Genomic DNA, 22118 nt, shown 5'->3' with positions numbered 1-22118 from the left:
TATGTTTTTGATTCCTTCAGCGGTCAACGGAGTGACAGCCTATGCACGACACCCTCCAGCAGGTTTTTGGTTATCCACAGTTTCGTCTGGGCCAGGAAGAGACAGTCAGTGCGGTACTGGCCGGCCGTTCGGCAGCGGCTATTTTCCCAACGGGTTCGGGCAAGTCCCTGTGCTACCAGTTGTCGGCGGTGTTGCTACCGCACCTCACGCTGGTGGTGTCGCCGCTGTTGGCGTTGATGCAGGACCAGTTGGGTTTCCTGCAGCGCCACGGCATTTCGGCAGGCAGTATCGATTCGGCCCAGAGCCGCGAGGACGCCAATGAGGTGATGACCCGCGCGCGTTCGGGCGAGTTGAAGATCCTGATGATTTCCGTTGAGCGCCTGAAGAACGAGCGCTTTCGTAACTTCCTGCAAAGCGTGCGGATCTCGCTGTTGGTGGTGGACGAGGCGCACTGTATTTCCGAGTGGGGCCACAACTTCCGTCCGGACTATTTGAAGCTGCCGGACTACCAGCGTCAGTTCAATATCCCACAAGCGCTGCTGTTGACGGCTACAGCGACGCCCAAGGTGATTGCCGACATGCAGGCCAAGTTCGCCATTGCGCCGGACGATGTGGTCACCACGGGCTTCTACCGGCCCAATCTCAACCTGTTGGTGGAGCCGGTCAGCGGCGCGGACAAGCGTCGCCGGTTGGTGCAGTGGATGAGTGAGCGTGCCGATCAGCCGAGTATCGTCTACGTCACCCTGCAGAAAACCGCCGAACAGATTGCCGATCATTTGAACCGCAACGGCATCCAGGCCGAGGCGTATCACGCCGGTTTGCCTCACGATAAACGCGAGGGTATCCAGCAGCGTTTCATGGGCGGGCGCTCCAATTGCATCGTCGCGACCATCGCGTTTGGCATGGGCATCGACAAAAGTGATATCCGCAATGTGGTGCACTTCGACCTGCCCAAGTCCATCGAGAACTACAGCCAGGAAATCGGCCGCGCGGGGCGTGATGGGCAACCATCCGATTGCCTGGTGTTGGCCAACCGCGACAGCCTCAATGTGCTGGAAAACTTCGTGTACGGCGATACGCCGGAGCAGGAGGGCATTCGGCGGGTGCTCGAAGAATTGCAGGCTGCGCGAGGCGATGGGCAGTGGGAGTTTTTGCTCAGGTCCTTGTCGGACCACAGCAACATCCGCGAGCTGCCGTTGAAGACGCTACTGGTGCAGTTGGAGCTCAAGGGCGTGATTGCGCCGCGCTATGCGTTTTATGCAGAGTACCGTTTCAAGTACCTGATCGAACCTGAGGCTTTGCTCGCGCGCTTCTCTGGTGAGCGGCAGCAGTTCGTCGCGGCGATCATCCAGGTGTGCAAGCGGGCCAAGACCTGGGCGACGGTGGATTTTGACGCGCTTTATCAACAGCACAATGCCGAACGCAGCAGGGTGGTGAAGGCGCTGGATTACTTCCAGGAGCAAGGCCTGATCGAGCTTGAGAGCAAGCAGATGACGGAGGTCTATAGCTTGCTTGATACCGCGTTTGACCCTGATGTATTGAGCAAAGAGTTATACACAGGCTTCAAGCAGCATGAGGTGGGCGAAGTCGCACGGATTCACGCCATGCTCGATCTGTTCGCCACCGAACACTGCCTGGGTCAACGCCTGGCGCAGTATTTCGGCGATGAGAACGCGCCCCAGCGCTGTGGGCACTGCTCGGTGTGCCACGGCAATGTGGCGCACCTTCCACCGCCGCCAGGTTTGCCGCCGCTTGTGGATAAAAACTTCATGGGGCTTTGCGGTGATTTTATCCACAGGCATCATGAACACACCGGCCACTTGCCGGGAGCGGAACGCCTGACGCGTTTCCTCGGCGGCATCAGTGTGCCGTTATTCACCAAGTTGAAGGCGCGGGGCATTCCGGGCTTTGCTGCGTTGGAGGATTATCCGTACGCCGAGGTACGCGAGTGGGCCCAGGCCCATTTGAATGACCTGTAACTCACTTTAACGAGATGACCCGATGCCTGACTCAGTGCCTCAACGCAGCGATTACCCGCACTTCCAACCGATCATCACGCGCTGGCACGACAATGATGTGTATGGCCATGTGAACAACGTGACCTACTACAGCTTTTTCGACACGGCGGTGAATACCTACCTGATCGAGCAAGGTGGGCTGGATATTCATGACGGTGAAGTGGTGGGGTTTGTGGTGAGTTCGGCGTGTGATTATTTTGCGTCGATCGCCTTTCCCGAGCGCATCGAAATCGGCCTGCGGGTGGGCAAGCTGGGCAACAGTTCAGTGCAGTACGAATTGGCGGTGTTCAAGACAGGCGAAGAAGAAGCGTGTGCGGCGGGGCGCTTTGTGCATGTGTTTGTGGATCGGGGTTCGAACCAGCCGATGACGATTCCGGGGATGTTGCGCGAGGCGTTGCAGCGGTTGGTGGTGTAGGCGCGAACGCCTACACCCTCAGGCCTTAGCGGTGACGGTAGTGATGCTTGTTCTTGCGATGGCCATAGGCATGCCCGCGGCCAGGGTGATCATCGCGGTCATAACGACGGTTATCACGCCCACGGGAGCGACGATCATCGTCATCGCTCTTGTTGCCCATGTAGTTGCCCAGCGCGCCACCTGCACCGCCGCCGGCCGCTGAGCCGATCAGAGCACCGGTGCTGCCGCCGACACTGCGGCCCACTACGTTGCCGCCGGCCGCGCCCAAGGCGCCACCAATGGCCGCTTCGCCACGGCTGCGTTTGTCCGCACCCACCGCACTGCCGCCTGCGCCGCCCAGGGCTGCGCCGATGGTCGAGCCGGTGTTGCCGCCGATCGACTGGCCGACTACCGAACCTAAAACCCCGCCCAATGCGCCGCCCACACCGGCTTCGGTGGTGCCACCGGCCATGGCTGCGCCACTGACCAGGCCAAGGGACAACAAGAGAATCGAGGAGAACTTCATTAGGGGAAACCTCAAGGGGATGACGGCGCGATCCTGAGGCTGTATCGGGAGGGTGACAACAGAAATCCGACCAGTAACACGAGTTGTACACAATTCTCTAAGTTACTGTTTTTGCTTGGGAACTTAAGCCGTTTTTGTGAGTCTTTAACTACTTCGGATAGGCCGCTTTTATGCAAAAGCGGCCTTTTTTGTGCCCGAAGATTTATGCAGAGCGCGCCATGATCAGGCCATTATCACTCGCCGCTTCCAACCGAATTGCCACGAACTTCGACGTCGGCGTATGGCTGCCATCCCCGGTGCTTTCCAGCGGCACCAGCGGGTTCACTTCCGGATAATAGGCCGCAGCCTGCCCGGCCGGAATATCAAACGCCAGTAGGGTAAAGCCCTTCACCCGGCGCTCGCGGCCGTCTTCCCACAGCGACACGATGTCGGCCTTCTGCCCCGGCTTGAAGCCCAGGCGGATGATGTCGGCCTCGTTGACGAACAGCACGTCACGCTGGCCCTTGACCCCACGGTAGCGGTCATCCAGGCCATAGATGGTGGTGTTGTACTGATCGTGGGAGCGCATCGATTGCATGATCAGGTCTGGCACCTTGCCTGTCGCGTGGGTGCGCTCGTGGATCAGGTCCTTGGGCAGGATGTTCGGACGGAAGTTGGCGCGCCCCGACGGGGTGTTCCAGCGGCGTGCGCCGGCGGAGTTGCCCAGATAGAAACCACCCGGATTCTTGATCTTCTCATTGAAGTCCTTGAAACCCGGGATGGTATCGGCAATCAGGTCGCGGATGCGGCCGTAATCGGCCACCAGCCAGTTCCAATCCACAGGCTTACTGCCCAGGGTGGCGGCAGCGATACCGGCCAGAATCGCAGGCTCTGACTTCATCAGCTTCGACAGCGGCTGCAACTGGCCGTTGGAGCCGTGGACCATGCTGAACGAGTCTTCCACCGTCACCGCTTGCGGGCCGTCGGCCTGGATGTCGATGTCGGTACGGCCCAGGCACGGCAGGATCAGCGCGTCTTTGCCGTGCATCAGGTGGCTGCGGTTGAGCTTGGTGCTGATCTGCACGGTCAGGTCGCAATTGCGCAGGGCTTCGAAGGTGCGCGGGCTGTCCGGCGTGGCTTGGGCGAAGTTGCCACCCAGGCCGATAAACACTTTGGAACGACCTTCGAGCATGGCGTGAATCGCTTCGACCACGTTGTGGCCGTTGACGCGCGGCACTTGGAACTGGAAGCGACGTTCCAGGGAGTCGAGGAACGCCACGGGCGGACGTTCGTTGATGCCCATGGTGCGGTCGCCCTGCACGTTGCTGTGGCCACGCACTGGGCACAAGCCGGCGCCTGGGCGTCCGATGTTGCCGCGCAGCAGCATCAGGTTGGCGATTTCCTGGATGGTCGGCACCGAATGGCGATGCTGGGTGATGCCCATCGCCCAGCACATGATCACGTTCTTGCCTTTGGCGTACATGCGCGCCGCTTGCTCGATCTCGACCAGGGTCAGGCCGGACTGCTCGACGATTTCATCCCAGGAGGTGTCGTCGATCTTGCCCAGGTACTCCAGCACGTTGGCCGTGTGTTCGTTGAGGAAGTCGTGGTCGAACACGGCTTCTTTGCCTTCGGCCTGGGCCTGGCGCTCCCACAGCAGCAGGAACTTGGCCATGCCGCGCAGGATGGCCATGTCGCCACCCAATGCAGGTCGGAAGTAGGCAGTGTTGGTCGGTTTGTCACCGTTGGTGAGCATTTCCAGTGGATGTTGCGGATGCTGGAAGCGTTCCAGGCCGCGCTCTTTCAGCGGGTTGATGCACACCACTTGGGCGCCGCGTTTGACCGCCTCGCGCAGCGGTTCGAGCATGCGCGGGTGGTTGGTGCCGGGGTTCTGGCCCCAGACGAAGATCGCATCGGCATGCTCAAAGTCATCAAAGGTCACGGTGCCTTTGCCGACGCCCACGCTTTGCGCCAGGGCAACGCCGCTGGCTTCGTGACACATGTTCGAACAGTCGGGAAAGTTGTTGGTGCCGTAGGCACGCACGAACAGCTGATACAGGTACGCTGCTTCGTTGCTGGCGCGGCCCGAGGTGTAGAACTCGGCCATGTCCGGGCTCGGCAGGGCGTTGAGATGCTTGCCGACCAGGTCGAAGGCCGCTTCCCAACTGATGGGCTGGTAGCGGTCGGTTTCGGCGTCATAGCGCATCGGCTCGGTCAGGCGGCCCTGGTATTCCAGCCAGTAGTCACTTTGCTCCAGCAGGGCAGTCACGCTGTGTTTGGCGAAGAACGCCGCGTCGACGCGGCGCTTGGTGGCTTCCCAGTTCACCGCCTTGGCGCCGTTTTCGCAGAACTTGACCATGCCGCTTTCCGGCGAATCACCCCAGGCGCAGCCAGGGCAATCGAAGCCGCCGTTCTGGTTGGTCTTGAGCATCATGCGCAGGTTTTTCAGCGCGTTGTCGCTGGTCAGCCAGGCCTGCGCCACGCTGATCAGTGCGCCCCAGCCGCCGGCCGGGCCCTTGTAGGGCTTGTAGCGCGGGGTTGGGGTTTGGTCGGCTTGGTGGTGCTGGCTCATGGCTGATTCTCCATCGCAGGACTGTAGACCCGCGGCGCACTTTTCTGCGGCAGGTGGATGAGATTGAGGTTATGCCGGCGGGCCCATTGCAGGGCCAGGCCGGTGGGTGACGACAGGCTGACCAGGGTCTGGATGCCCGCGCGCAGGACTTTCTGGATCAACTCCAGGCTGCAACGGCTGGTGACAATCGCCAGGCCGCCTTCGGTCGGAATCTTTTGGCGGATCAAGGCGCCGATCAATTTATCCAGGGCGTTGTGCCGGCCGATGTCTTCCCGGCCGAGCAACAACTCGCCCTGGCCGTTCATGAACACCGCTGCATGCACGGCGCCGCTGTATTGGCCCAGGGGTTGAAAGGCGCTGATGCGTTGGCGCAGGCCATCCAGCCATTCGGCGGGCGGCAAGGGTGCGCCGGGCAATACCTGGAGGTCTGGCAGGGCCTGTTCAACGGCTTCCACGCCACACAAGCCACAGCCGCTGGTGCCGGCCAACTGGCGGCGCTGCTGCTTGAGGTTCCAGAAGGCGCGGCTGGAGATTTGCACCTGAGCGTATTGGGCCGACCCCGAACCGCTGAGTTTCAAGTCATAAATATCGCTAACGTCGGCGATAATGCCGCTACCGATACTGAAACCGACTATAAAGTCTTCCAGGTCCGTCGGCGTTACGAGCATCACCGCTTGGCTGATGTCGTTGTAGGCAATCGCCAACGCCACTTCTTCTGCCAAGGCGGTGGTGGCGGATTCCGTGTGTTCAAGATTGCAATACTGGTAGCTCTGGCTGGCGGCGGGCGCTGGCGTTTCGAGAGCGGGCGCCGCGCAGACTGGGCGCTTGGCGTTCATGGGGCAGTACCACCGGCGGATTGATCAGTGTTTAGACTAGGCGCGACAAAGCGTCGCGTCTAATTGCCAGTACTGATCTACCGATAGATGACGTCGATCAAGGTTCGTTTTGCGATTTCTGATACAGCGCGAAACACGCCTCGGCCAGTGCGGAGCGCGGGGCGCTGCGCCGCATGATCAGCCCTAGGCGCGCTAGGGTGTGGGCGTCTTCGATCGGCTGCAGCCGCAGGTGCTCGGTGAGTGCGTCCAGGCCGCCATCTAGCGGCATGACCGCGCAACACAATCCACCGTGCACGGCTTGTAACAATTGATGGACGGCGTCGGTCTGCAGCAGCGGTTGCGGGTTGAGCCCACGGCTGTGGAAGTTGTGGTCGATGGACTGGCGAAAGTGCATGCCGCTGGTGAGCATACCCAGCGGCAACTCGATCAGCGCTTCCCAGCTCAACGGCGTATCACCGAAGCTGAAGAAGCGCTGGTCGTAGAGCAGGCCCATACGGGTTTCGCCCAAGGCCAGCGAGTCGAAGCGCTCGTTATCCAGACGCTCCAGGTAAGACACGCCCAAGTCCAGCCGGTTACTCGCCAGCTGTTCAAGAATCTGCTCCGAGCTGAGGGCCGACAGCTCGAAGCGCAGGCTTGGGTGTTCTTTATGCAGTTGCTGCATCAATGCCAAAGGATCAAAGCTCGACAGCGGCACCACGCCCAGGCGCAACGTACCCACCAGGTTGCCGCGACAGGCTGCCGCCTCGGCCTGCAAGCCGTCATAGGCGGCCAGCACGGTGCGTGCCCATGCCAACACGCGCTCGCCCGGTGCGGTAAAGCTTTCAAAGCGCTGGCCGCGATTGACCAACGGCAGGTCAAGCTCTTCTTCAAGGTTACGCAAGCGCATCGACAGGGTCGGTTGGGTGATGTGGCAACGCGCCGCCGCCTGGCCGAAGTGACGGGTTTCGTCGAGGGCGATGAGGAATTTCAGCTGTTTGATGTCCATCTTCGCTCCAGGGCTTATTCCAATGGCGGGGGGATTCTAGCGCGTTTGGGTCTTTGGTCGGGCTGGAACCCAAATCTGTAGGACTGGTCTAGTCTTGGGCATCTGGAAATCAAAACCCAAGGAGAGCGCACTATGAGTATTTTTAGCTTTGTAAAGGAAGCGGGCGAGAAGTTGATTGACCTGCTGACTCCGGGTAACGCCAACGCGAGTGAGGACCTGAAAAAACATATTGAGAAAGTCGGCCTGGGTAATCCAGACGTTCACGCCACCGTCGAGGGCGACAAGGTCACGCTTACCGGGACAGTTGCCAGTCAGGAAGAGAAAGAAAAAGTCCTTCTTGCGGCAGGTAATATCGCCGGTGTGGCCAGTGTTGATGACCAGATCACCGTATCCGGCCCGGCCGTGGCTGCCGCCCGTTTCGTCGTGGTGAAAAAGGGCGACACCCTGAGCGCGATCTCCCTGGCGGTGTATGGCAATGCCAACCAGTACACCAAAATCTTCGAGGCCAACAAGCCGCTGTTGTCGCACCCGGACAAAATTTACCCAGGGCAGACACTGCGTATTCCTGAGTAAAACGCAGAGCAAAATGTGGGAGCGGGCTTGCCCGCGAAAGCGGAGTGTCAGTCACTGGATGTGTTGCTGATACACCGCATTCGCGGGCAAGCCCGCTCCCACATTGGTTTAGAGCCCGGCAATGAGGTCGCGATAGTCATCCACCGCTGCGAACTCCGCCGTGTCCTTTGGCCCCTTCTGGCTGTCCGGTTCCTTCACCGCCAGCAAATGCCCCACGCCAAAGTCCCGGGCGCTACGAAGGATCGGCAGTGTGTCGTCAATAAACAGGCTGCGGGCCGGGTCGAAGTGGATGTCGGCTTGCAGGGCATCCCAGAACTGCGGGTTTTCCTTGGCGAAACCGTAATCATGGGAGCTGATCAATCGTTCGAAATACGGCGCCAGTTCAATGCGTTCCAACTTCAATGACAACGAATCACGATGAGCGTTGGTGATCAGGATCACACGTTTGCCGGCCTGTTTGATTGCCGCGAGGAAGGTGTCCGCATCCGGGCGCAGGGCGATCAGGTGGGCGGTTTCCAGCTTGAGTTCGCGTACCGGGATCTTCAGTTCCGCACTCCAGAAATCCAGGCAGTACCATTGCAACTGTCCGGCGTTACGCTCGAACAGGGGCTGCAAGTCCATCTCCGCCATGGCCCGGCTCACCCCGTGCAGTTCGGCGTAGCGTTGAGGCAGGTGCTCCATCCAGAAGTGGTTGTCGAAATGCAGGTCGAGCAAGGTGCCGTCCATGTCCAGCAGGACAGTGTCGATGGCGTGCCAGGGCAAAGAGGGCATGGGGCGTTCTCATGTAAGTAAAGATATCCGACACAGACAATCGGAAAAGCCACGGTATAGTAACCCGATCACGCCAAGGAGCCGCTCATGCGCCAGAAACCCACCGTCCTCGCCCGCGAAATAGTCGCCAGTAGCCGTTTGTTCCGCGTGGAGGAAGTGCAACTGCGCTTTTCCAATGGCGTTGAACGGACCTACGAGCGTCTGGTGGGCCGCGGTGCCGGTTACGGCGCGGTGATGATCGTGGCGATGATCGACGCGGACCATGCGTTGCTGGTGGAAGAATACTGCGGTGGCACCGACGAATATGAATTGTCCTTGCCCAAGGGCTTGATCGAACCCGGCGAAGACGTACTGGCCGCCGCCAACCGCGAGCTCAAGGAAGAGGCTGGCTATGGCGCGCGGCAGTTGGAACACATCACCGAACTGTCGCTGTCGCCTGGCTACATGAGCCAGAAAATCCAGGTGGTATTGGCCACCGATCTCTATGAAGAACGCCTGGAAGGCGATGAACCTGAGCCGATGCGTGTGGACCGGGTCAACCTGCGTGAGCTGTCGATGCTCGCGCAAAACGAGCAATTCAGCGAAGGCCGCGCCCTGGCCGCGCTGTACCTGGTACGAGACCTGTTGACCCAGCGTGGAGCGTTTACCGCATGAGCGAACTGTTTTTAGGCCATCCGTTTATTGCCCCTGTGATCGAACTGGCTCGTCAGGCCGGTGAAGTGATTTTGCCGTACTGGCGCGCCGACGTGGCCGTGACCTCCAAAGCCGACGATTCGCCCGTGACGGCAGCGGATCTGGCCGCTCATCACCTGATCCTGGCGGGTCTGACCGCGCTGGACCCAAGCATTCCGGTGCTGTCCGAGGAAGACGCCGACATCGACCAGAGCGTGCGCGCTGGCTGGCAGCGCTGGTGGTTGGTGGACCCATTGGACGGCACCAAGGAATTTATCGCCGGCAGCGAAGAATTCACCGTGAACATCGCCCTGATCGAACAGGGCCGCGTGGTGTTCGGCGTAGTGTCGATGCCCACCAGCGGTCGTTGCTATTTCGGTGGCGCCGGCCTGGGCGCCTGGCGTTCGGATGTGAATGAGGCACCCAAGCAGATCCAGGTGCGCCAGGCACCGGCAGCGGGCGAGTCGTTTACGGTAGTGGCCAGCCGTCGGCATTCCAGCCCCGAGCAGGAGCGTCTGTTGGACGGTTTGAGCGAAGGCTTGGGCGCATTGAAGCTGGCGAATATCGGCAGCTCGTTGAAGTTCTGCCTCCTGGCCGAAGGCAGTGCGGATTGCTACCCGCGACTGGCGCCGACGTCACAGTGGGATACCGCCGCCGCCCAGGGCGTGCTGGAAGGGGCGGGGGGCGAGGTGTTGGAGTTGAGCGGTGAACCGTTCAGCTATCCGGCGCGGGCATCGTTGTTGAACCCGTTCTTCCTGGCGTTGCCGGCCAAGGCTGCATGGCGTGAGCGGTTGCTGACCCTGGCCCAGTCCTGACTTCTTCTGTAGGAGCGAGCTTGCTCGCGAAAAACCTGAGAGCGCCGCGATCAACCAGGATCGCTGCGTTATCGTTGACGATTTTCGCGAGCAAGCTCGCTCCTACAGGGCGGTCCCGCGGCTTTTAGCGGTGCAGGACGTATTGGCCGGTGAAAGCGACTGCGTGCTCCTCACTGCCCTCATTCACAATCCATGTCTCCAACGTCAGCCGTGCGCGACCATAGCGCTTGTAGGTCGCCAGAAACCGCTGCCACACCTTTTCCTCCGGCGCCGCGCAAATTGCCGTCGCATCCCGCGTGACCGGTAGCGGATAACTGATCTGCCCTTCCTGAATCACGATATGCCCGTCTTCAATCCCTTCTTCACGCAATTGCAAGTGCAGCCAGCCCCAACCCGCCAGCACTGCGCCGCAGTACAGGCTGCCGCCGAACATGGTGCTCTTGTGGTTGATGTTGGCCTGCAAGGGCAGATGCAGTTCCAGCCGCCCCTGTTGCCAGTCGAGCACCTTGAGGCCCATTTCCCGGGTGAGGGGGATGTCGTGGTGCAGGATGGATTCCAGGTAACGGCTGTCGCGGCTCATGGGGGCCTCTTGGCGGGTGGGGGCTGTCATTCATCGTCGCTGCTTTGGTTGGCGAAGTTCAGGCCATGCTTGCGCAGCTTGTCGTGCAGGGTCTTGCGCGGAACACCCAGGGCTTCGGCGAGGCTGCGCATGGAGCTGTGGGGACGGGTCAGTTCGGCGGCGATCAGGCTTTTTTCGAACTGCTCGACCTGTTCACTCAGACCGCCGGGCGTAGAGGTCAGGACACCGGCCGATGGATTGTCCGGCGTGTTATCCAGCGCCAGCTCCAGGCCCAGCGCGAAACGTTCTGCAGCATTCTGTAGCTCACGCACATTGCCCGGCCAGCTATGGCGCAACAGCAGCGCGCGCTGGCCCGGTTGCAGTTCGTGCAGCGGCAAACCGTGACGGCTGCTGGCTTCATCGGCGAAGTGCTGGAACAGCATCAATGCATCTTCCCCACGCTCGCGCAGCGGTGGAATACGCAGCGGCGCGACGTTGAGGCGGTAATACAGGTCGGCACGGAAACGGCCCTGGTCGGCGGACTGGCGCAGGTCTTCCTTGGTGGCGGCGATGATGCGGATATCCAGCGGGATCAGCTGATTGCCGCCCAGGCGTTCCACCACCCGCTCCTGCAACAGGCGCAACAGCTTGACCTGCACATCCAGGCTCATGCTTTCGATTTCATCCAGGAACAAGGTGCCGCCGTTGGCGAATTCGAACTTGCCGATACGGCGTTTCTGCGCGCCGGTGAAGGCGCCGGGCTCGTGGCCGAACAGTTCGCTCTCCACTACCGACTCGGCCAATGCCCCGGCGTTGATCGCTACAAACGGGCCACTGCGACGGCTCGACAAATCATGCAGCGCGCGCGCCACCACCTCTTTGCCGGCACCGGTTTCGCCGAGGATCAGTACATCGGCCTTGGTCGCGGCCAGTGCGCCGATCTGCTCGCGCAGGCGCAGCATTTGCGGCGAGTGGCCGACCAGACGCGTGCTCAGTTGCTGACGGTCGCTGAGGGCCAGGCGCAGGCTGCGGTTGTCCAGCACCAGGCGGCGCAGGGCCAGGGCGCGGCGCACACTGTCGAGCAGGGCGTCACTGGCGAACGGTTTTTCCAGGAAGTCATAGGCCCCGGCGCGCATGGCCTGCACCGCCAGTGGTACGTCGCCGTGGCCGGTGATCAGCAGCACAGGCAGCTCCGGGTCCTGGCCGTGCAGTTCGGCGAGGAGCTCCAGGCCGTCCATACCGGGCATGCGGATGTCGCTGACCACCACGCCCGGCCAGTCCCGCGACAGGCGCGCAGTGAGGCCAGTGGCTTCACCCAGGGTCAGGACTTTCAGCCCGGCCAGGTCCAGGGTCTGGCACAGGGCCTGACGCAGGTGTGGATCGTCGTCGATCAACACCACCTGAATCTGGTTATCGATACTCATACACTGCGGTCCTCGGACGGTTGCAGACTGACGCCCGGCGCACCGGCACGCAATTTCAAGGTTAACAGCGCGCCGCCTTCCTTGTGGTTGGCGAACAGCAGTTCGCCGCCAAAGGCACGCATCAGGGTGTCACAGATCGCCAGCCCCAACCCCAGGCCCTGAGTGCGGGTCTTGGTGGTGTAGAACGGCTCGCTGGCGCGGCCGAGGGCTTCCATGCAAAAACCCGGGCCGTTGTCGCGAATGTACAGGTTGACGCCCTGTTCGGTGGTTTCGGCACTCAGCCAGAGTTTACGCGGCGGGCCTTTTTCAGTGAGGGCGTCGAGGGCGTTGGCCAGCAGGTTGCCCAGCACTTGGCGCAGGCGGGTTTCACCGGCCTGCACCCACAAGGTCGCTTCGGGCAAATCGCGAATCAGCTCCACCTCCATCGACCGCCGCCGCTTGGCGAGCAACGCCAGTGCATCGTCCAGCGCCGGTTGCAGGGCCACGCTCTCGGGCGCATGGCGGTCGCGGCGGGCAAAGGCGCGCAGGTGGGCGATGATCGAGGCCATGCGACCGGTCAGTTCGCTGATCAGCTTGAGGTTGCCCCGAGCCTCTGTGGTGCGTTCATGGTCGAGCAGGATTTCAGCGTTTTCCGCATAGCTGCGAATGGCTGCGAGAGGCTGGTTGAGTTCATGACTGATGCTCGCCGACATGGTGCCCAGTGCCGACAACTTGCCTGCCTGCACCAGGTCATCCTGGGCGCGTACCAATTCCTGCTGGGCGTGTTCACGTTCCAGCACTTCCTGCTTCAGGCGCCGGTTGAGGCCTTCCAGGTCACTGGTCCGCTCGACCACACGCGCTTCCAGCTCGCGACGGGCCTTGGCTTCGAACGCAATGCGTTCCAGGTAATGGCGGCGACGTTGCATCATCAGGCCGAGCAGCAACATCAACACCAACAGCGTGGCGCCGCCGACTGCAACCACCGTGCGCACGGGGCGGTTGATCAGTGAGCGCGGCGCGAGGATCTCCACGTTCCAACCGGTCTCGGCGATGGCCGTGGATTGGCGCAGCCAGGCGGTGTTGCTCAGGCTCAGCGGCTGCGGGTCGCGAGTCGGGTAGGGCTGGATGGCGATGATGGCCTGGCGCTCTTCAGCGGTCAGTGGCCGGGTGGCGCGGAATCGCCATTGCGGGCGCGAGGTCAGGATCACCACGCCATTGTGGTCGGTGACCAGCAGTTGTTCCGGCGTGTTACCCCAGAGGCTTTCGGTGTGGTCCAGGTCGACCTTGACCACCAGTACGCCGATGATCGTATCGCCATCGCGCACGGCGGCGGCGAAGAAGTAACCGCGCTTGGCCGAGGTGGTGCCCAACCCGAAAAACCGCCCCAGGCGCCCGTCCATGGCTTCGCTGAAATAAGGCCGAAACGAGAAGTTGCGCCCGACGAAGCTGTCTTGCTTGTCCCAGTTGGACGCGGCCAGGGTCTTGCCGGTGGTGTCCATCAGGTACATCACCTCCACCCCGGCCTGGGCGGCGACGTCCTTGAGCAGCAGGTTGGCGTTGACCAGGTTGGTGCTCACCCCAGGCGCATCCAGCGCGGTGCGCAAGGCCGGCAAGTCGCCGAGGATCTGCGGCAGCACTTCATAACGGTGCAGGGTCCCGAGCAGGTTGGCCACGTACAGGTCGAGGGTCTGGCGGTTCTGGCCGGCCAGTTCGCTGCGGTAATAACGCTCGGCCAGGTGCTCCAGCGGCCACAGCAGCGGTGCCAGGCACAACGCCAACAAGGCGAGGCTTCGCCAGCGGGGTCTACGCGGGAGGGGTGGAGTCATGGGAGTCGTGCGCCTGTGGGTACAGGCGCATTATGCCTAGTGCTGCTATGCAAGACACTCGCGCAATGCATCTTGCCAGTGTGGCTGGCTGACGTGCCATTGCTGTAGCAGTCTGCTGCAGTCCAGGCGCGAGTTCAGCGGACGCTGGGCGGGTGTCGGATAAGCGCTGGAAGGGATGGGCTCCAGTTCGGCGCAGGCTTTGCCCTGTTCGCGCAGGTGCTCGCCAATGGCCTGGGCAAAACCGAACCATGAGGTCTCCCCTCCGGCGGTCAGGTGATAAATGCCCCATTCTCCCTGTTCGCCTGCTTGCCAGCGCTCGATCAACGCACGCGTGCTGTTGGCAATGCTGCCGGCCCAGGTTGGCGCGCCGATCTGGTCGGCGACGATGCGCATCTGCGGTTTCTCTTGCAGCAGGCGCTGCATGGTCAGCAGGAAGTTCTTGCCGTGGTTGGAGTAGACCCAACTGGTGCGCAGAATGAGATGTTTGCCACCGACGGCCGTAATCGCCTGCTCGCCCGCCAATTTGCTTTGGCCGTAGACGCCCAGCGGGTTGGGCGTGTCGGTTTCGGTATAAGGCGCAGGTTTGCTGCCGTCGAACACGTAGTCGGTGGAATAGTGGATCAGCGGGATGCCCAGCGCCTTGGCTTCCTCAGCGAGAATGCGCGGGGCGATGGCGTTGATGGCAAACGCAGCGTCCGGTTCGCTTTCGGCCAGATCGACGGCAGTGTGGGCTGCTGCGTTGATGATCAAGCCTGGGCGATGGGCTCGCACTTGCTGGCGGATCTGGTCTGCGTCAGCCAGGTCAAGCTGGTCGCGTCCCAGGACGATAAGCTCGCCCAGGCCTTGGAGACGCAGTTGCAGTTCGCGGGAGACTTGGCCATGTTGGCCGGTGATCAAGATCTTCATGGGAACAGGTCGGCTTCCAGCAAGGGTTTACCCGCCTGGTCCTTGGCGGACAACTGTGGCGCCTCGCCCAGCTCCCAGTCGATGGCCAGTGTCGGGTCATTCCACAGGATGCAGCGTTCGGCACTGGGCTGGTAGTAGTCCGTGGTTTTGTACAGGAATTCGGCGTGTTCACTCAGTACCACGAATCCATGGGCGAAACCTTCCGGCACCCAGAGTTGGCGGTGGTTCTGGGCCGATAAGCGTACACCTACCCACTGGCCGAAATTCGGCGAGCTTCGGCGGATATCGACGGCTACGTCCAACACTTCACCGGCGGTGACACGCACCAGTTTGCCCTGGGTGTGTTCGAGTTGGTAATGCAGGCCGCGCAGCACGCCTTTTTGCGAGCGCGAGTGATTGTCCTGCACAAAGTGACGCTTGAGACCCGTTGCCTCTTCGAAAGTCCGGGCGTTGAAGCTTTCGTAGAAGAAGCCACGCTCATCACCGAACACTTTGGGTTCGATGATCAGCACGCCGGGCAGTGAGGTTTCAATGACGTTCACTGGTTTTCTCCGGCCAGCGAGTACAGGTATTGACCATAACCGGTCTTGCCGAAGTACTTGGCACGTTCCAGCAGGTGGTCGCGGTCGATCCAGCCGTTTTCATAGGCGATTTCTTCGAGGCAGGCGACTTTCAGGCCTTGGCGGTGCTCGATGGTCTGCACGTACTGCGAGGCTTCCAGCAAGCTGTCATGGGTGCCTGTGTCGAGCCAGGCAAACCCACGGCCAAAACGCTCTACATGCAGGTCACCGCGCTTGAGGTAGGCGTTGTTGACGTCGGTAATCTCAAGCTCCCCACGAGGCGAAGGCTTGACCGCCTTGGCGATCTTGATCACGTCGTTGTCGTAGAAATACAGGCCGGTCACCGCGTAGCTGGATTTTGGCTTCGCCGGCTTTTCTTCGATGGAGAGGGCACGGCCCGCGCTGTCGAAATCGATCACGCCAAAGCGCTCAGGGTCCTTGACCCAGTAACCGAAAACGGTAGCGCCAGAAGGCCGTTTGGCCGCTCCAAGCAGTTGTTCACCGAAATGCTGACCATGGAAGATATTGTCGCCCAGGATCAGGCACACAGGGTCATTGCCAATGAATTCCTCGCCGATGATGAACGCCTGGGCCAGGCCATCCGGGGTGGGCTGCTCGGCGTAGCTGAAACGCACGCCAAACTGGCTGCCATCGCCCAGCAGGTTGCGGTATTGCGGCAGGTCCACGGGTGTGGAAATCACCAGGATTTCCTTGATACCCGCTAGCATCAACACCGAGATCGGGTAGTAGATCATCGGCTTGTCATACACCGGCAACAGTTGTTTGGATACACCCAGGGTAATGGGGTGCAAACGGGTGCCGGAACCGCCGGCCAATACGATTCCCTTCATCATGCGATCAAATCCTTAAAGTCGGTGTTGCCTAAACGTTCGCCCTGATAGCTGCCATCCTGGACCCTACGGCACCATTCCAGGTTATCGAGGTACCACTGCACGGTTTTGCGCAAACCGGTTTCGAAGGTTTCTTCAGGAACCCAGCCTAGCTCACGTTCAATCTTGCTGGCGTCGATCGCATAACGCTGATCGTGGCCTGGGCGGTCTTTGACGAACGTGATCAGGTCGGCGAATTTTTCGACGCCGCTGGGGCGTTGGGGTGCCAACTCTTCCAGCAATTGGCAGATGCCACGCACGACATCGATGTTTTTTTGCTCATTGTGGCCGCCGATATTATAGGTTTCGCCGACGACACCCTCGGTTACCACTTTCAGCAGCGCGCGGGCATGGTCCTCGACGAACAGCCAGTCACGTACTTGTAAGCCATCACCGTAGACCGGCAATGGCTTGCCCGCGAGTGCGTTGAGGATCACCAGGGGGATCAGCTTCTCGGGAAAATGGAACGGCCCATAATTGTTCGAACAGTTCGTAAGCAGCACCGGCAAGCCATAGGTGCGTTGCCATGCGCGTACCAGGTGGTCGGACGCGGCCTTGCTCGCAGAGTACGGCGAGCTGGGCGCATAGGGCGTGGTTTCGGTGAACAGGTCATCCACACCGTGCAGGTCACCGTACACTTCGTCAGTGGAAATGTGATGAAAACGGAAGCTGCCTTTGGCGGGCTCGGCCAGTTTCTGCCAGTAGGCGCGAGCGGCTTCCAGCAGGCTGTAGGTGCCGACGATATTGGTTTGAATGAAGTCCGAGGGGCCATCAATCGAGCGGTCCACATGGGACTCTGCCGCCAGGTGCATGATCGCCTGGGGCTCGAAGCGCTCCAGTACAGCGCTGACAGTGGCCTGATCGATGATATCGGCCTGGACAAACTCATAACGGCTGTTGGACGCGATGCTGGTCAGCGACTCCAGATTGCCCGCATAGGTGAGTTTGTCCAGGTTGAGGACTTCGTGCTCAGTGTGTTGAATCAGGTGTCGGATCAGGGCAGAGCCAATAAAACCGGCACCACCGGTGATGAGAATGCGCATGTCGGAGGGCCTTTTCCTTATACGGACATTAAGCGAATGGAGCATAGCTTGAGTTGTGTGGCGAGGTGGTGCAAGCGCGGTATGCGTAGGGGTTGCGTTATCCACCAGAACAATGGCGATATAGACGCCTAAAAAAATCGAGGTCGTCACAATGCCGCTCGCCACTCTGGTCCATCGCGCCAGCCTACCCTGCCCGCAAGTGGGCTCCGATCAGGCGGCTCACCTGCTCAAGCAACATTACGACCTCACTGGCACCTTGCAATCATTGGGCAGCCAGCAAGACCTCAACTACAAAGTCGACAGCCCCCGCGGCCGGTTTGTTCTGAAAATCTGCCGGGGCGACTACGACGCTGTTGAGCTGCACGCCCAGCACGCAGCGCTCAACAGCCTGCAGGCTGTGCGCGTACCCAAGGTCATCAAGTCTTTGACGGGGGAAGAGTTGTTGACCCTGACCCTCGACGGCCAAGCCCTGCACGTGCGGGTACTGGATTACATCGATGGCCAGCCGTTGACCCATCAGCCTCACTTGGGCCGTGGGGTGATCGCAGGGTTTGGTGACCTGTGTGGGCGGATGAGCCAGGCGCTGGCGCGGTTTGAGCATCCGGGCCTTGCGCGCACGCTGCAGTGGGACCCGCGCCATGCCCAGGCATTGATCAAGCATCTACTGGCGACGCTGGTAAACCTCCCGCATCGCGCGGCACTGGAGCAAGTGGCTGAGCAGGTCGAGGAGCGTATCCGCCCCCTGGCCGATCACCTGCCGTGGCAGGCGGTGCATATGGACATCACCGACGACAACGTGGTGTGGCAGCGCGATGCGCAACGGCACTGGCAGGTTCAGGGCGTGATCGACTTCGGCGACCTGGTGCATACCTGGCGCATTGCCGACCTGTCGGTGACCTGCGCCGCGCTGCTGCACCATGCCGAGGGCGATCCCTTTGCGATCTTGCCGGCGATTCAAGAGTGTCACGCGGTGACGCCGTTGCAGCACGAAGAATTGCGGGCGCTGTGGCCGTTGATCGTCGCCCGTGCGGCGGTGCTGGTGTTGAGCAGCGAGCAGCAGCAACGCCTGGATCCGGATAACAGTTACCTGCTGAAAAACGCTGAACATGAGTGGGAAATCTTCCATGTAGCGACGTCAGTGCCGTTTGAATTAATGGAGGCGGCCATTCTGGGGTGCGTCGGGCAGGCGCCCGCACCCATCGCCAGCCAGGGCTTTGCGCCGTTGCTGCCAGGGTTGGTTGGGCGTGAGTTTGCGTTGATCGACCTGGGCGTGCTCAGCCCACATTTTGAGGCCGGTAACTGGGAACAACCCGGCGTTGATCAACGCTTGTTGCAGGAGGCGGCGGCGGTGCATGGCCTGGCGGCGAGTCGTTATGGGCAATACCGTTTGTCGCGTACCCAGCCCGACAGCGCGAATGAGCCAGAGACGTTCCCGTTGCATGTCGAACTGCACGTGCCGTCGGGTACATCGGTTGAAGCGCCGTTTGCGGGTGTTGTGCGACGGGGTGCCAACGGTGAGCTTCAGGTGCACAGCAGCGAGGCAAGCGTTTGGCTATGGGGCGTTAAAGTACAGTTGCAGCCAGGTGCCGCAGTGCTCAAGGGCCAGGTGATCGGTGAGGTCGAAGGCCCGCTCACCGTGCAGCTATGCCGTGCTGACATACCCGCACCGTTGTTTTGCACGCCGTCACGGGCACAGGCATGGCAGTCGCTGTGTCCGTCGCCGGCCGCGCTGTTGGGCCTGGCCTGCGACGCCGAACCCGAGTTGGACCCCGAGGCCCTGCTGGCCCGCCGCGACGCCAGTTTCGCCCGTTCGCAAAAGCACTATTACGTCGACCCGCCGCGTATCGAGCGTGGCTGGCGCAACCACTTGATAGACATGCAGGGCCGTTCCTACCTGGACATGCTCAATAACGTCGCTGTGCTGGGCCATGGCCATCCGCGCATGGCGGCGGTGGCCGCGCGGCAGTGGTCGCTGCTCAATACCAACTCGCGCTTCCACTACGCGGCGATTGCCGAATTTTCCGAACGTTTGCTGTCGCTGGCGCCAGAAGGCATGGACCGGGTATTCCTGGTCAACAGCGGCACCGAGGCCAATGACTTGGCGATCCGCCTGGCCTGGGCCTTCAGCGGCGGGCGCGAAATGCTCAGCGTGCTGGAGGCCTATCACGGCTGGTCGGTGGCGGCGGATGCGGTGTCCACGTCGATTGCCGACAACCCTCAGGCATTAAGCAGTCGCCCGGACTGGGTACACCCGGTGACCGCGCCCAATACCTATCGCGGCGAGTTCCGTGGGCAGGACAGTGCGCCGGACTACGTACGAAGCGTGGAACACAACCTGGCGAAAATCGCCGCGAGCCAACGCCAACTGGCGGGTTTCATCTGCGAGCCGGTGTATGGGAATGCCGGGGGGATCTCGTTGCCGCCGGGCTATTTGCAGCAGGTGTATGGGCTCGTTCGTGCCCAGGGCGGCGTGTGTATCGCCGATGAAGTGCAGGTGGGTTACGGCCGCATGGGGCATTTCTTCTGGGGCTTTGAAGAGCAGGGCGTGGTACCCGACATCATCACCATGGCCAAGGGCATGGGCAATGGCCAGCCGCTTGGCGCGGTGATTACCCGCCGGGAAATCGCCGAAGCGCTGGAGGCCGAGGGTTACTTTTTCTCGTCGTCGGGAGGCAGTCCGGTCAGTTGCCGCATTGGCATGGCCGTGCTGGACGTGATGGAGGAGGAAAAACTGTGGGAAAACGCCCAGGTGGTTGGCGGGCATTTCAAGGCAAGATTGGAGGAACTGATTGACCGTCATCCGTTAGTGGGGGCTGTTCATGGCTCGGGTTTTTATCTCGGGCTGGAGTTGGTGCGCGACCGCCAGACTCTGGAGCCTGCCACCGAAGAAACTACCTTGCTGTGTGATCGCCTGCGCGAGCTGGGTATTTTCATGCAGCCCACCGGTGACTATCTGAACATCCTCAAGATCAAGCCGCCGATGGTCACGTCCCGGCGTAGCGTGGATTTTTTCGTCGACATGCTGTCGAAGGTGCTCGATGAGCATTTGTAATTTGCCGATTGTTATCGGTTAATTGTTGTAATATTTTCCCGTTATTATCTTGTGTCGCTATTAAAGCCGATTTTTATCCATTATAAAGTCGGCCTTCACCCCCATTCGGAGTCCTGATCGCCATGACCACCCTGCACAGCACCCCCCGCGCCGATGGCTTTCATATGCCTGCCGAATGGGCGCCACAGACCCAGACCTGGATGATCTGGCCGGAGCGCCCGGATAACTGGCGCCTGGGTGGCAAACCCGCGCAAGCTGCTCATGTGGCGGTGGCCAAGGCCATTGCGCGTTTTGAGCCGGTCACCGTGGCGGTTTCCGCTGGCCAGTACGAAAACGCGCGCGCGCGCCTGGATGTGCCGAATATCCGCGTGGTGGAGATGTCCAGCGATGACGCCTGGGTACGCGATACCGGCCCGACCTTCGTGATCAACAACAGCGGCGAAGTGCGCGGCGTGAACTGGGACTTCAACGCCTGGGGTGGTTTTGACGGCGGTCTGTATTCGCCATGGAATCGCGACTCCCAGGTCGGCGGCAAGATTCTCGAAATCGAACGCGCCTCGCGCTATCGCACCGAAGGTTTTGTGCTGGAAGGCGGCTCGATCCATGTCGACGGCGAAGGCACCCTGATCACCACCGAGGAATGCCTGCTCAACCGCAATCGCAACCCGCACCTCGACCGTGCCGAGATCGAAGCGGTGCTGAGCGCCAACCTGGCTGTGGATAAGATCATCTGGTTGCCGGACGGCCTGTTCAACGACGAAACCGACGGCCATGTGGATAACTTCTGCTGCTACGTGCGCCCAGGCGAAGTGCTGCTGGCCTGGACCGACGACCCACAAGACCCGAACTATGCGCGCTGCCACGCTGCCATGGACGTGCTGCAAAGCAGCACCGACGCCCAGGGTCGCTCGTTCACAGTGCATAAAATGCCGATCCCAGGCCCGCTGTATGCGACCGAAGAAGAATGCGCCGGCGTTGACCCGGTTGACGGTACCCAGGAACGTAATCCGACCGTGCGGTTGGCGGGTTCCTACGTCAACTTCCTGATCGTCAACGGTGGCATCATCGCGCCAAGCTTCGACGACCCGCTGGACAGCCAGGCCAAATCCATCCTGCAGGAGCTGTTCCCGCAGCATGAAGTGGTGATGGTGCCGGGCCGCGAACTGTTACTGGGCGGCGGCAACATCCACTGCCTGACCCAACAACAGCCGGCCCCGCACAAAAATTGAGTGCAGTTGTAACAGCGCTATGAGGATGAACCGGCGTTGATCGGTTCAGTCCTCCACAACAAGCCCGCGACCCAGACAGGTCGCGGGCTTTTTTGTGTCCAAACGCCTATGGGCACGAGACATTGGCATAGCTCTTGTATCGCCGTTGTCACAGTGGCCCAAGGCGATGACTGCGCAGTTCTGTCATAAACCTTGAGTAAGTTAGCCGCTCACGCAGTAGGAGAGAGCGCTGAAATGAATGCCGATATCAACCTGATGTACACGCGCACGTTTCACCCTTTGCGGGTCAACGGCGACGCGATCCATGCGCTGGCGCTCTGGTTGAAGGAAAACGGCTCGCGACAGATCAGGCAACAGCCTGACTTGCGCTGCGTGATAAATGAACGTTACCCGGCGGGGTTGTTCAGTGAGGATGAAGTGCACGCGTTGTGCGAGTTGATGAACTGATGCACTTGTAGGAGCGAGCTTGCTCGCGAAGGTCGCCAACGATAACGCAGCGATCCTGGTTA

At 61.0% G+C, this 22118-nt stretch carries 20 protein-coding genes; 8 read left to right on the top strand and 12 right to left on the bottom strand.

What is annotated here, in order from left to right; translation table 11 throughout:
- Nucleotides 1–41: 41 nt before the first annotated feature.
- Together ACP7C6_RS21330 and ACP7C6_RS21325 are read left to right on the top strand one after the other, a co-directional pair.
- Nucleotides 42–1979 (top strand): RecQ family ATP-dependent DNA helicase, encoded by a 1938-nt coding sequence (locus tag ACP7C6_RS21330; RefSeq protein WP_236317618.1) that lies wholly within the window; start codon nucleotides 42–44, stop codon nucleotides 1977–1979.
- A 22-nt stretch (nucleotides 1980–2001) separates the two neighbouring features.
- Nucleotides 2002–2433 (top strand): acyl-CoA thioesterase, encoded by a 432-nt coding sequence (locus ACP7C6_RS21325; RefSeq protein WP_311894153.1) that lies wholly within the window; start codon nucleotides 2002–2004, stop codon nucleotides 2431–2433.
- Nucleotides 2434–2458: 25 nt separating this feature from the next.
- Here the strand turns inward: ACP7C6_RS21325 and ACP7C6_RS21320 are convergent, their stop codons facing one another.
- The 4 genes from ACP7C6_RS21320 to ACP7C6_RS21305 form a co-directional block, all read right to left on the bottom strand.
- Nucleotides 2459–2938 (bottom strand): glycine zipper domain-containing protein, encoded by a 480-nt coding sequence (locus ACP7C6_RS21320; RefSeq protein WP_028615314.1) that lies wholly within the window; start codon nucleotides 2936–2938, stop codon nucleotides 2459–2461.
- Between the two features lie 202 nt (nucleotides 2939–3140).
- Nucleotides 3141–5489: an FdhF/YdeP family oxidoreductase gene (locus tag ACP7C6_RS21315; protein WP_028615315.1), complete on the bottom strand. Its 2349-nt coding sequence runs from the start codon at nucleotides 5487–5489 to the stop codon at nucleotides 3141–3143.
- Complete coding sequence (gene fdhD, locus ACP7C6_RS21310; protein WP_305383393.1) at nucleotides 5486–6325, bottom strand: formate dehydrogenase accessory sulfurtransferase FdhD; 840 nt, start codon at nucleotides 6323–6325, stop codon at nucleotides 5486–5488. The genes ACP7C6_RS21315 and fdhD overlap by 4 nt, the downstream gene beginning before the upstream one ends.
- A 97-nt stretch (nucleotides 6326–6422) precedes the next feature.
- Nucleotides 6423–7310: a LysR family transcriptional regulator gene (locus ACP7C6_RS21305; RefSeq protein WP_028615317.1), complete on the bottom strand. Its 888-nt coding sequence runs from the start codon at nucleotides 7308–7310 to the stop codon at nucleotides 6423–6425.
- A 132-nt stretch (nucleotides 7311–7442) separates the two neighbouring features.
- On the opposite strand from ACP7C6_RS21305, the gene lysM reads away from it, so the two are divergent.
- Complete coding sequence (gene lysM / locus ACP7C6_RS21300; RefSeq protein WP_068933749.1) at nucleotides 7443–7883, top strand: peptidoglycan-binding protein LysM; 441 nt, start codon at nucleotides 7443–7445, stop codon at nucleotides 7881–7883.
- 108 nt (nucleotides 7884–7991) lie between these two features.
- Here lysM and yrfG read toward each other — a convergent pair whose 3' ends face one another.
- On the bottom strand, nucleotides 7992–8654 hold the full coding sequence (yrfG, locus tag ACP7C6_RS21295; protein ID WP_426109204.1) for a GMP/IMP nucleotidase: 663 nt from the start codon (nucleotides 8652–8654) through the stop codon (nucleotides 7992–7994).
- An 87-nt stretch (nucleotides 8655–8741) separates the two neighbouring features.
- On the opposite strand from yrfG, the gene nudE reads away from it, so the two are divergent.
- Entirely contained in the window at nucleotides 8742–9308 is a 567-nt protein-coding gene (gene nudE, locus ACP7C6_RS21290) for an ADP compounds hydrolase NudE (protein ID WP_028615320.1), read from the top strand.
- A complete protein-coding gene (gene cysQ / locus ACP7C6_RS21285; protein WP_028615321.1) occupies nucleotides 9305–10141 on the top strand; it encodes a 3'(2'),5'-bisphosphate nucleotidase CysQ in 837 nt (278 codons plus the stop codon). Before nudE ends, cysQ begins: the two co-directional genes overlap by 4 nt.
- A 124-nt stretch (nucleotides 10142–10265) precedes the next feature.
- Here the strand turns inward: cysQ and ACP7C6_RS21280 are convergent, their stop codons facing one another.
- Genes ACP7C6_RS21280 through rfbB form a run of 7 tightly spaced genes read right to left on the bottom strand, consistent with a single transcriptional unit; the run spans nucleotide 10266 to nucleotide 17328 of the window.
- Nucleotides 10266–10721, bottom strand: coding sequence for a YiiD C-terminal domain-containing protein (locus ACP7C6_RS21280; protein ID WP_068933750.1), 456 nt, complete (start codon nucleotides 10719–10721; stop codon nucleotides 10266–10268).
- Between the two features lie 26 nt (nucleotides 10722–10747).
- Entirely contained in the window at nucleotides 10748–12124 is a 1377-nt protein-coding gene (locus ACP7C6_RS21275; RefSeq protein ID WP_028615323.1) for a sigma-54-dependent transcriptional regulator, read from the bottom strand.
- Complete coding sequence (locus ACP7C6_RS21270) at nucleotides 12121–13929, bottom strand: sensor histidine kinase (RefSeq protein WP_236317611.1); 1809 nt, start codon at nucleotides 13927–13929, stop codon at nucleotides 12121–12123. Before ACP7C6_RS21270 ends, ACP7C6_RS21275 begins: the two co-directional genes overlap by 4 nt.
- A gap of 45 nt (nucleotides 13930–13974) precedes the next feature.
- A complete protein-coding gene (rfbD, locus tag ACP7C6_RS21265) occupies nucleotides 13975–14835 on the bottom strand; it encodes a dTDP-4-dehydrorhamnose reductase (RefSeq protein WP_308908219.1) in 861 nt (286 codons plus the stop codon).
- Nucleotides 14832–15377, bottom strand: a complete 546-nt coding sequence (gene rfbC, locus ACP7C6_RS21260) for a dTDP-4-dehydrorhamnose 3,5-epimerase (RefSeq protein WP_323988642.1) — start codon at nucleotides 15375–15377, stop codon at nucleotides 14832–14834. Before rfbC ends, rfbD begins: the two co-directional genes overlap by 4 nt.
- Nucleotides 15374–16249: a glucose-1-phosphate thymidylyltransferase RfbA gene (gene rfbA / locus ACP7C6_RS21255; protein ID WP_016979071.1), complete on the bottom strand. Its 876-nt coding sequence runs from the start codon at nucleotides 16247–16249 to the stop codon at nucleotides 15374–15376. Before rfbA ends, rfbC begins: the two co-directional genes overlap by 4 nt.
- Nucleotides 16246–17328: a dTDP-glucose 4,6-dehydratase gene (gene rfbB / locus ACP7C6_RS21250; RefSeq protein WP_028615327.1), complete on the bottom strand. Its 1083-nt coding sequence runs from the start codon at nucleotides 17326–17328 to the stop codon at nucleotides 16246–16248. Before rfbB ends, rfbA begins: the two co-directional genes overlap by 4 nt.
- 151 nt (nucleotides 17329–17479) lie before the next feature.
- Between rfbB and ACP7C6_RS21245 the strand changes: the two genes are divergently transcribed.
- From ACP7C6_RS21245 to ACP7C6_RS21235, 3 genes are all read left to right on the top strand, one after another.
- The gene (locus ACP7C6_RS21245; protein WP_426109203.1) at nucleotides 17480–20380 is read left to right on the top strand and encodes an aminotransferase; all 2901 of its coding nucleotides are present in this window, start codon (nucleotides 17480–17482) and stop codon (nucleotides 20378–20380) included.
- 122 nt (nucleotides 20381–20502) lie between these two features.
- On the top strand, nucleotides 20503–21609 hold the full coding sequence (gene aguA / locus ACP7C6_RS21240) for an agmatine deiminase (RefSeq protein ID WP_068933757.1): 1107 nt from the start codon (nucleotides 20503–20505) through the stop codon (nucleotides 21607–21609).
- 234 nt (nucleotides 21610–21843) lie between these two features.
- Complete coding sequence (locus tag ACP7C6_RS21235; RefSeq protein ID WP_028615330.1) at nucleotides 21844–22056, top strand: hypothetical protein; 213 nt, start codon at nucleotides 21844–21846, stop codon at nucleotides 22054–22056.
- Nucleotides 22057–22118 lie beyond the last annotated feature (62 nt).

This window comes from Pseudomonas sp. TWR1-1-4 (assembly GCF_049897165.1).
GTDB classification, from domain to species: Bacteria; Pseudomonadota; Gammaproteobacteria; order Pseudomonadales; family Pseudomonadaceae; genus Aquipseudomonas; species Aquipseudomonas canadensis.
Note: the sequence above shows the minus strand (reverse complement) of the source record. Positions and strands in the feature narration are given on the sequence as shown.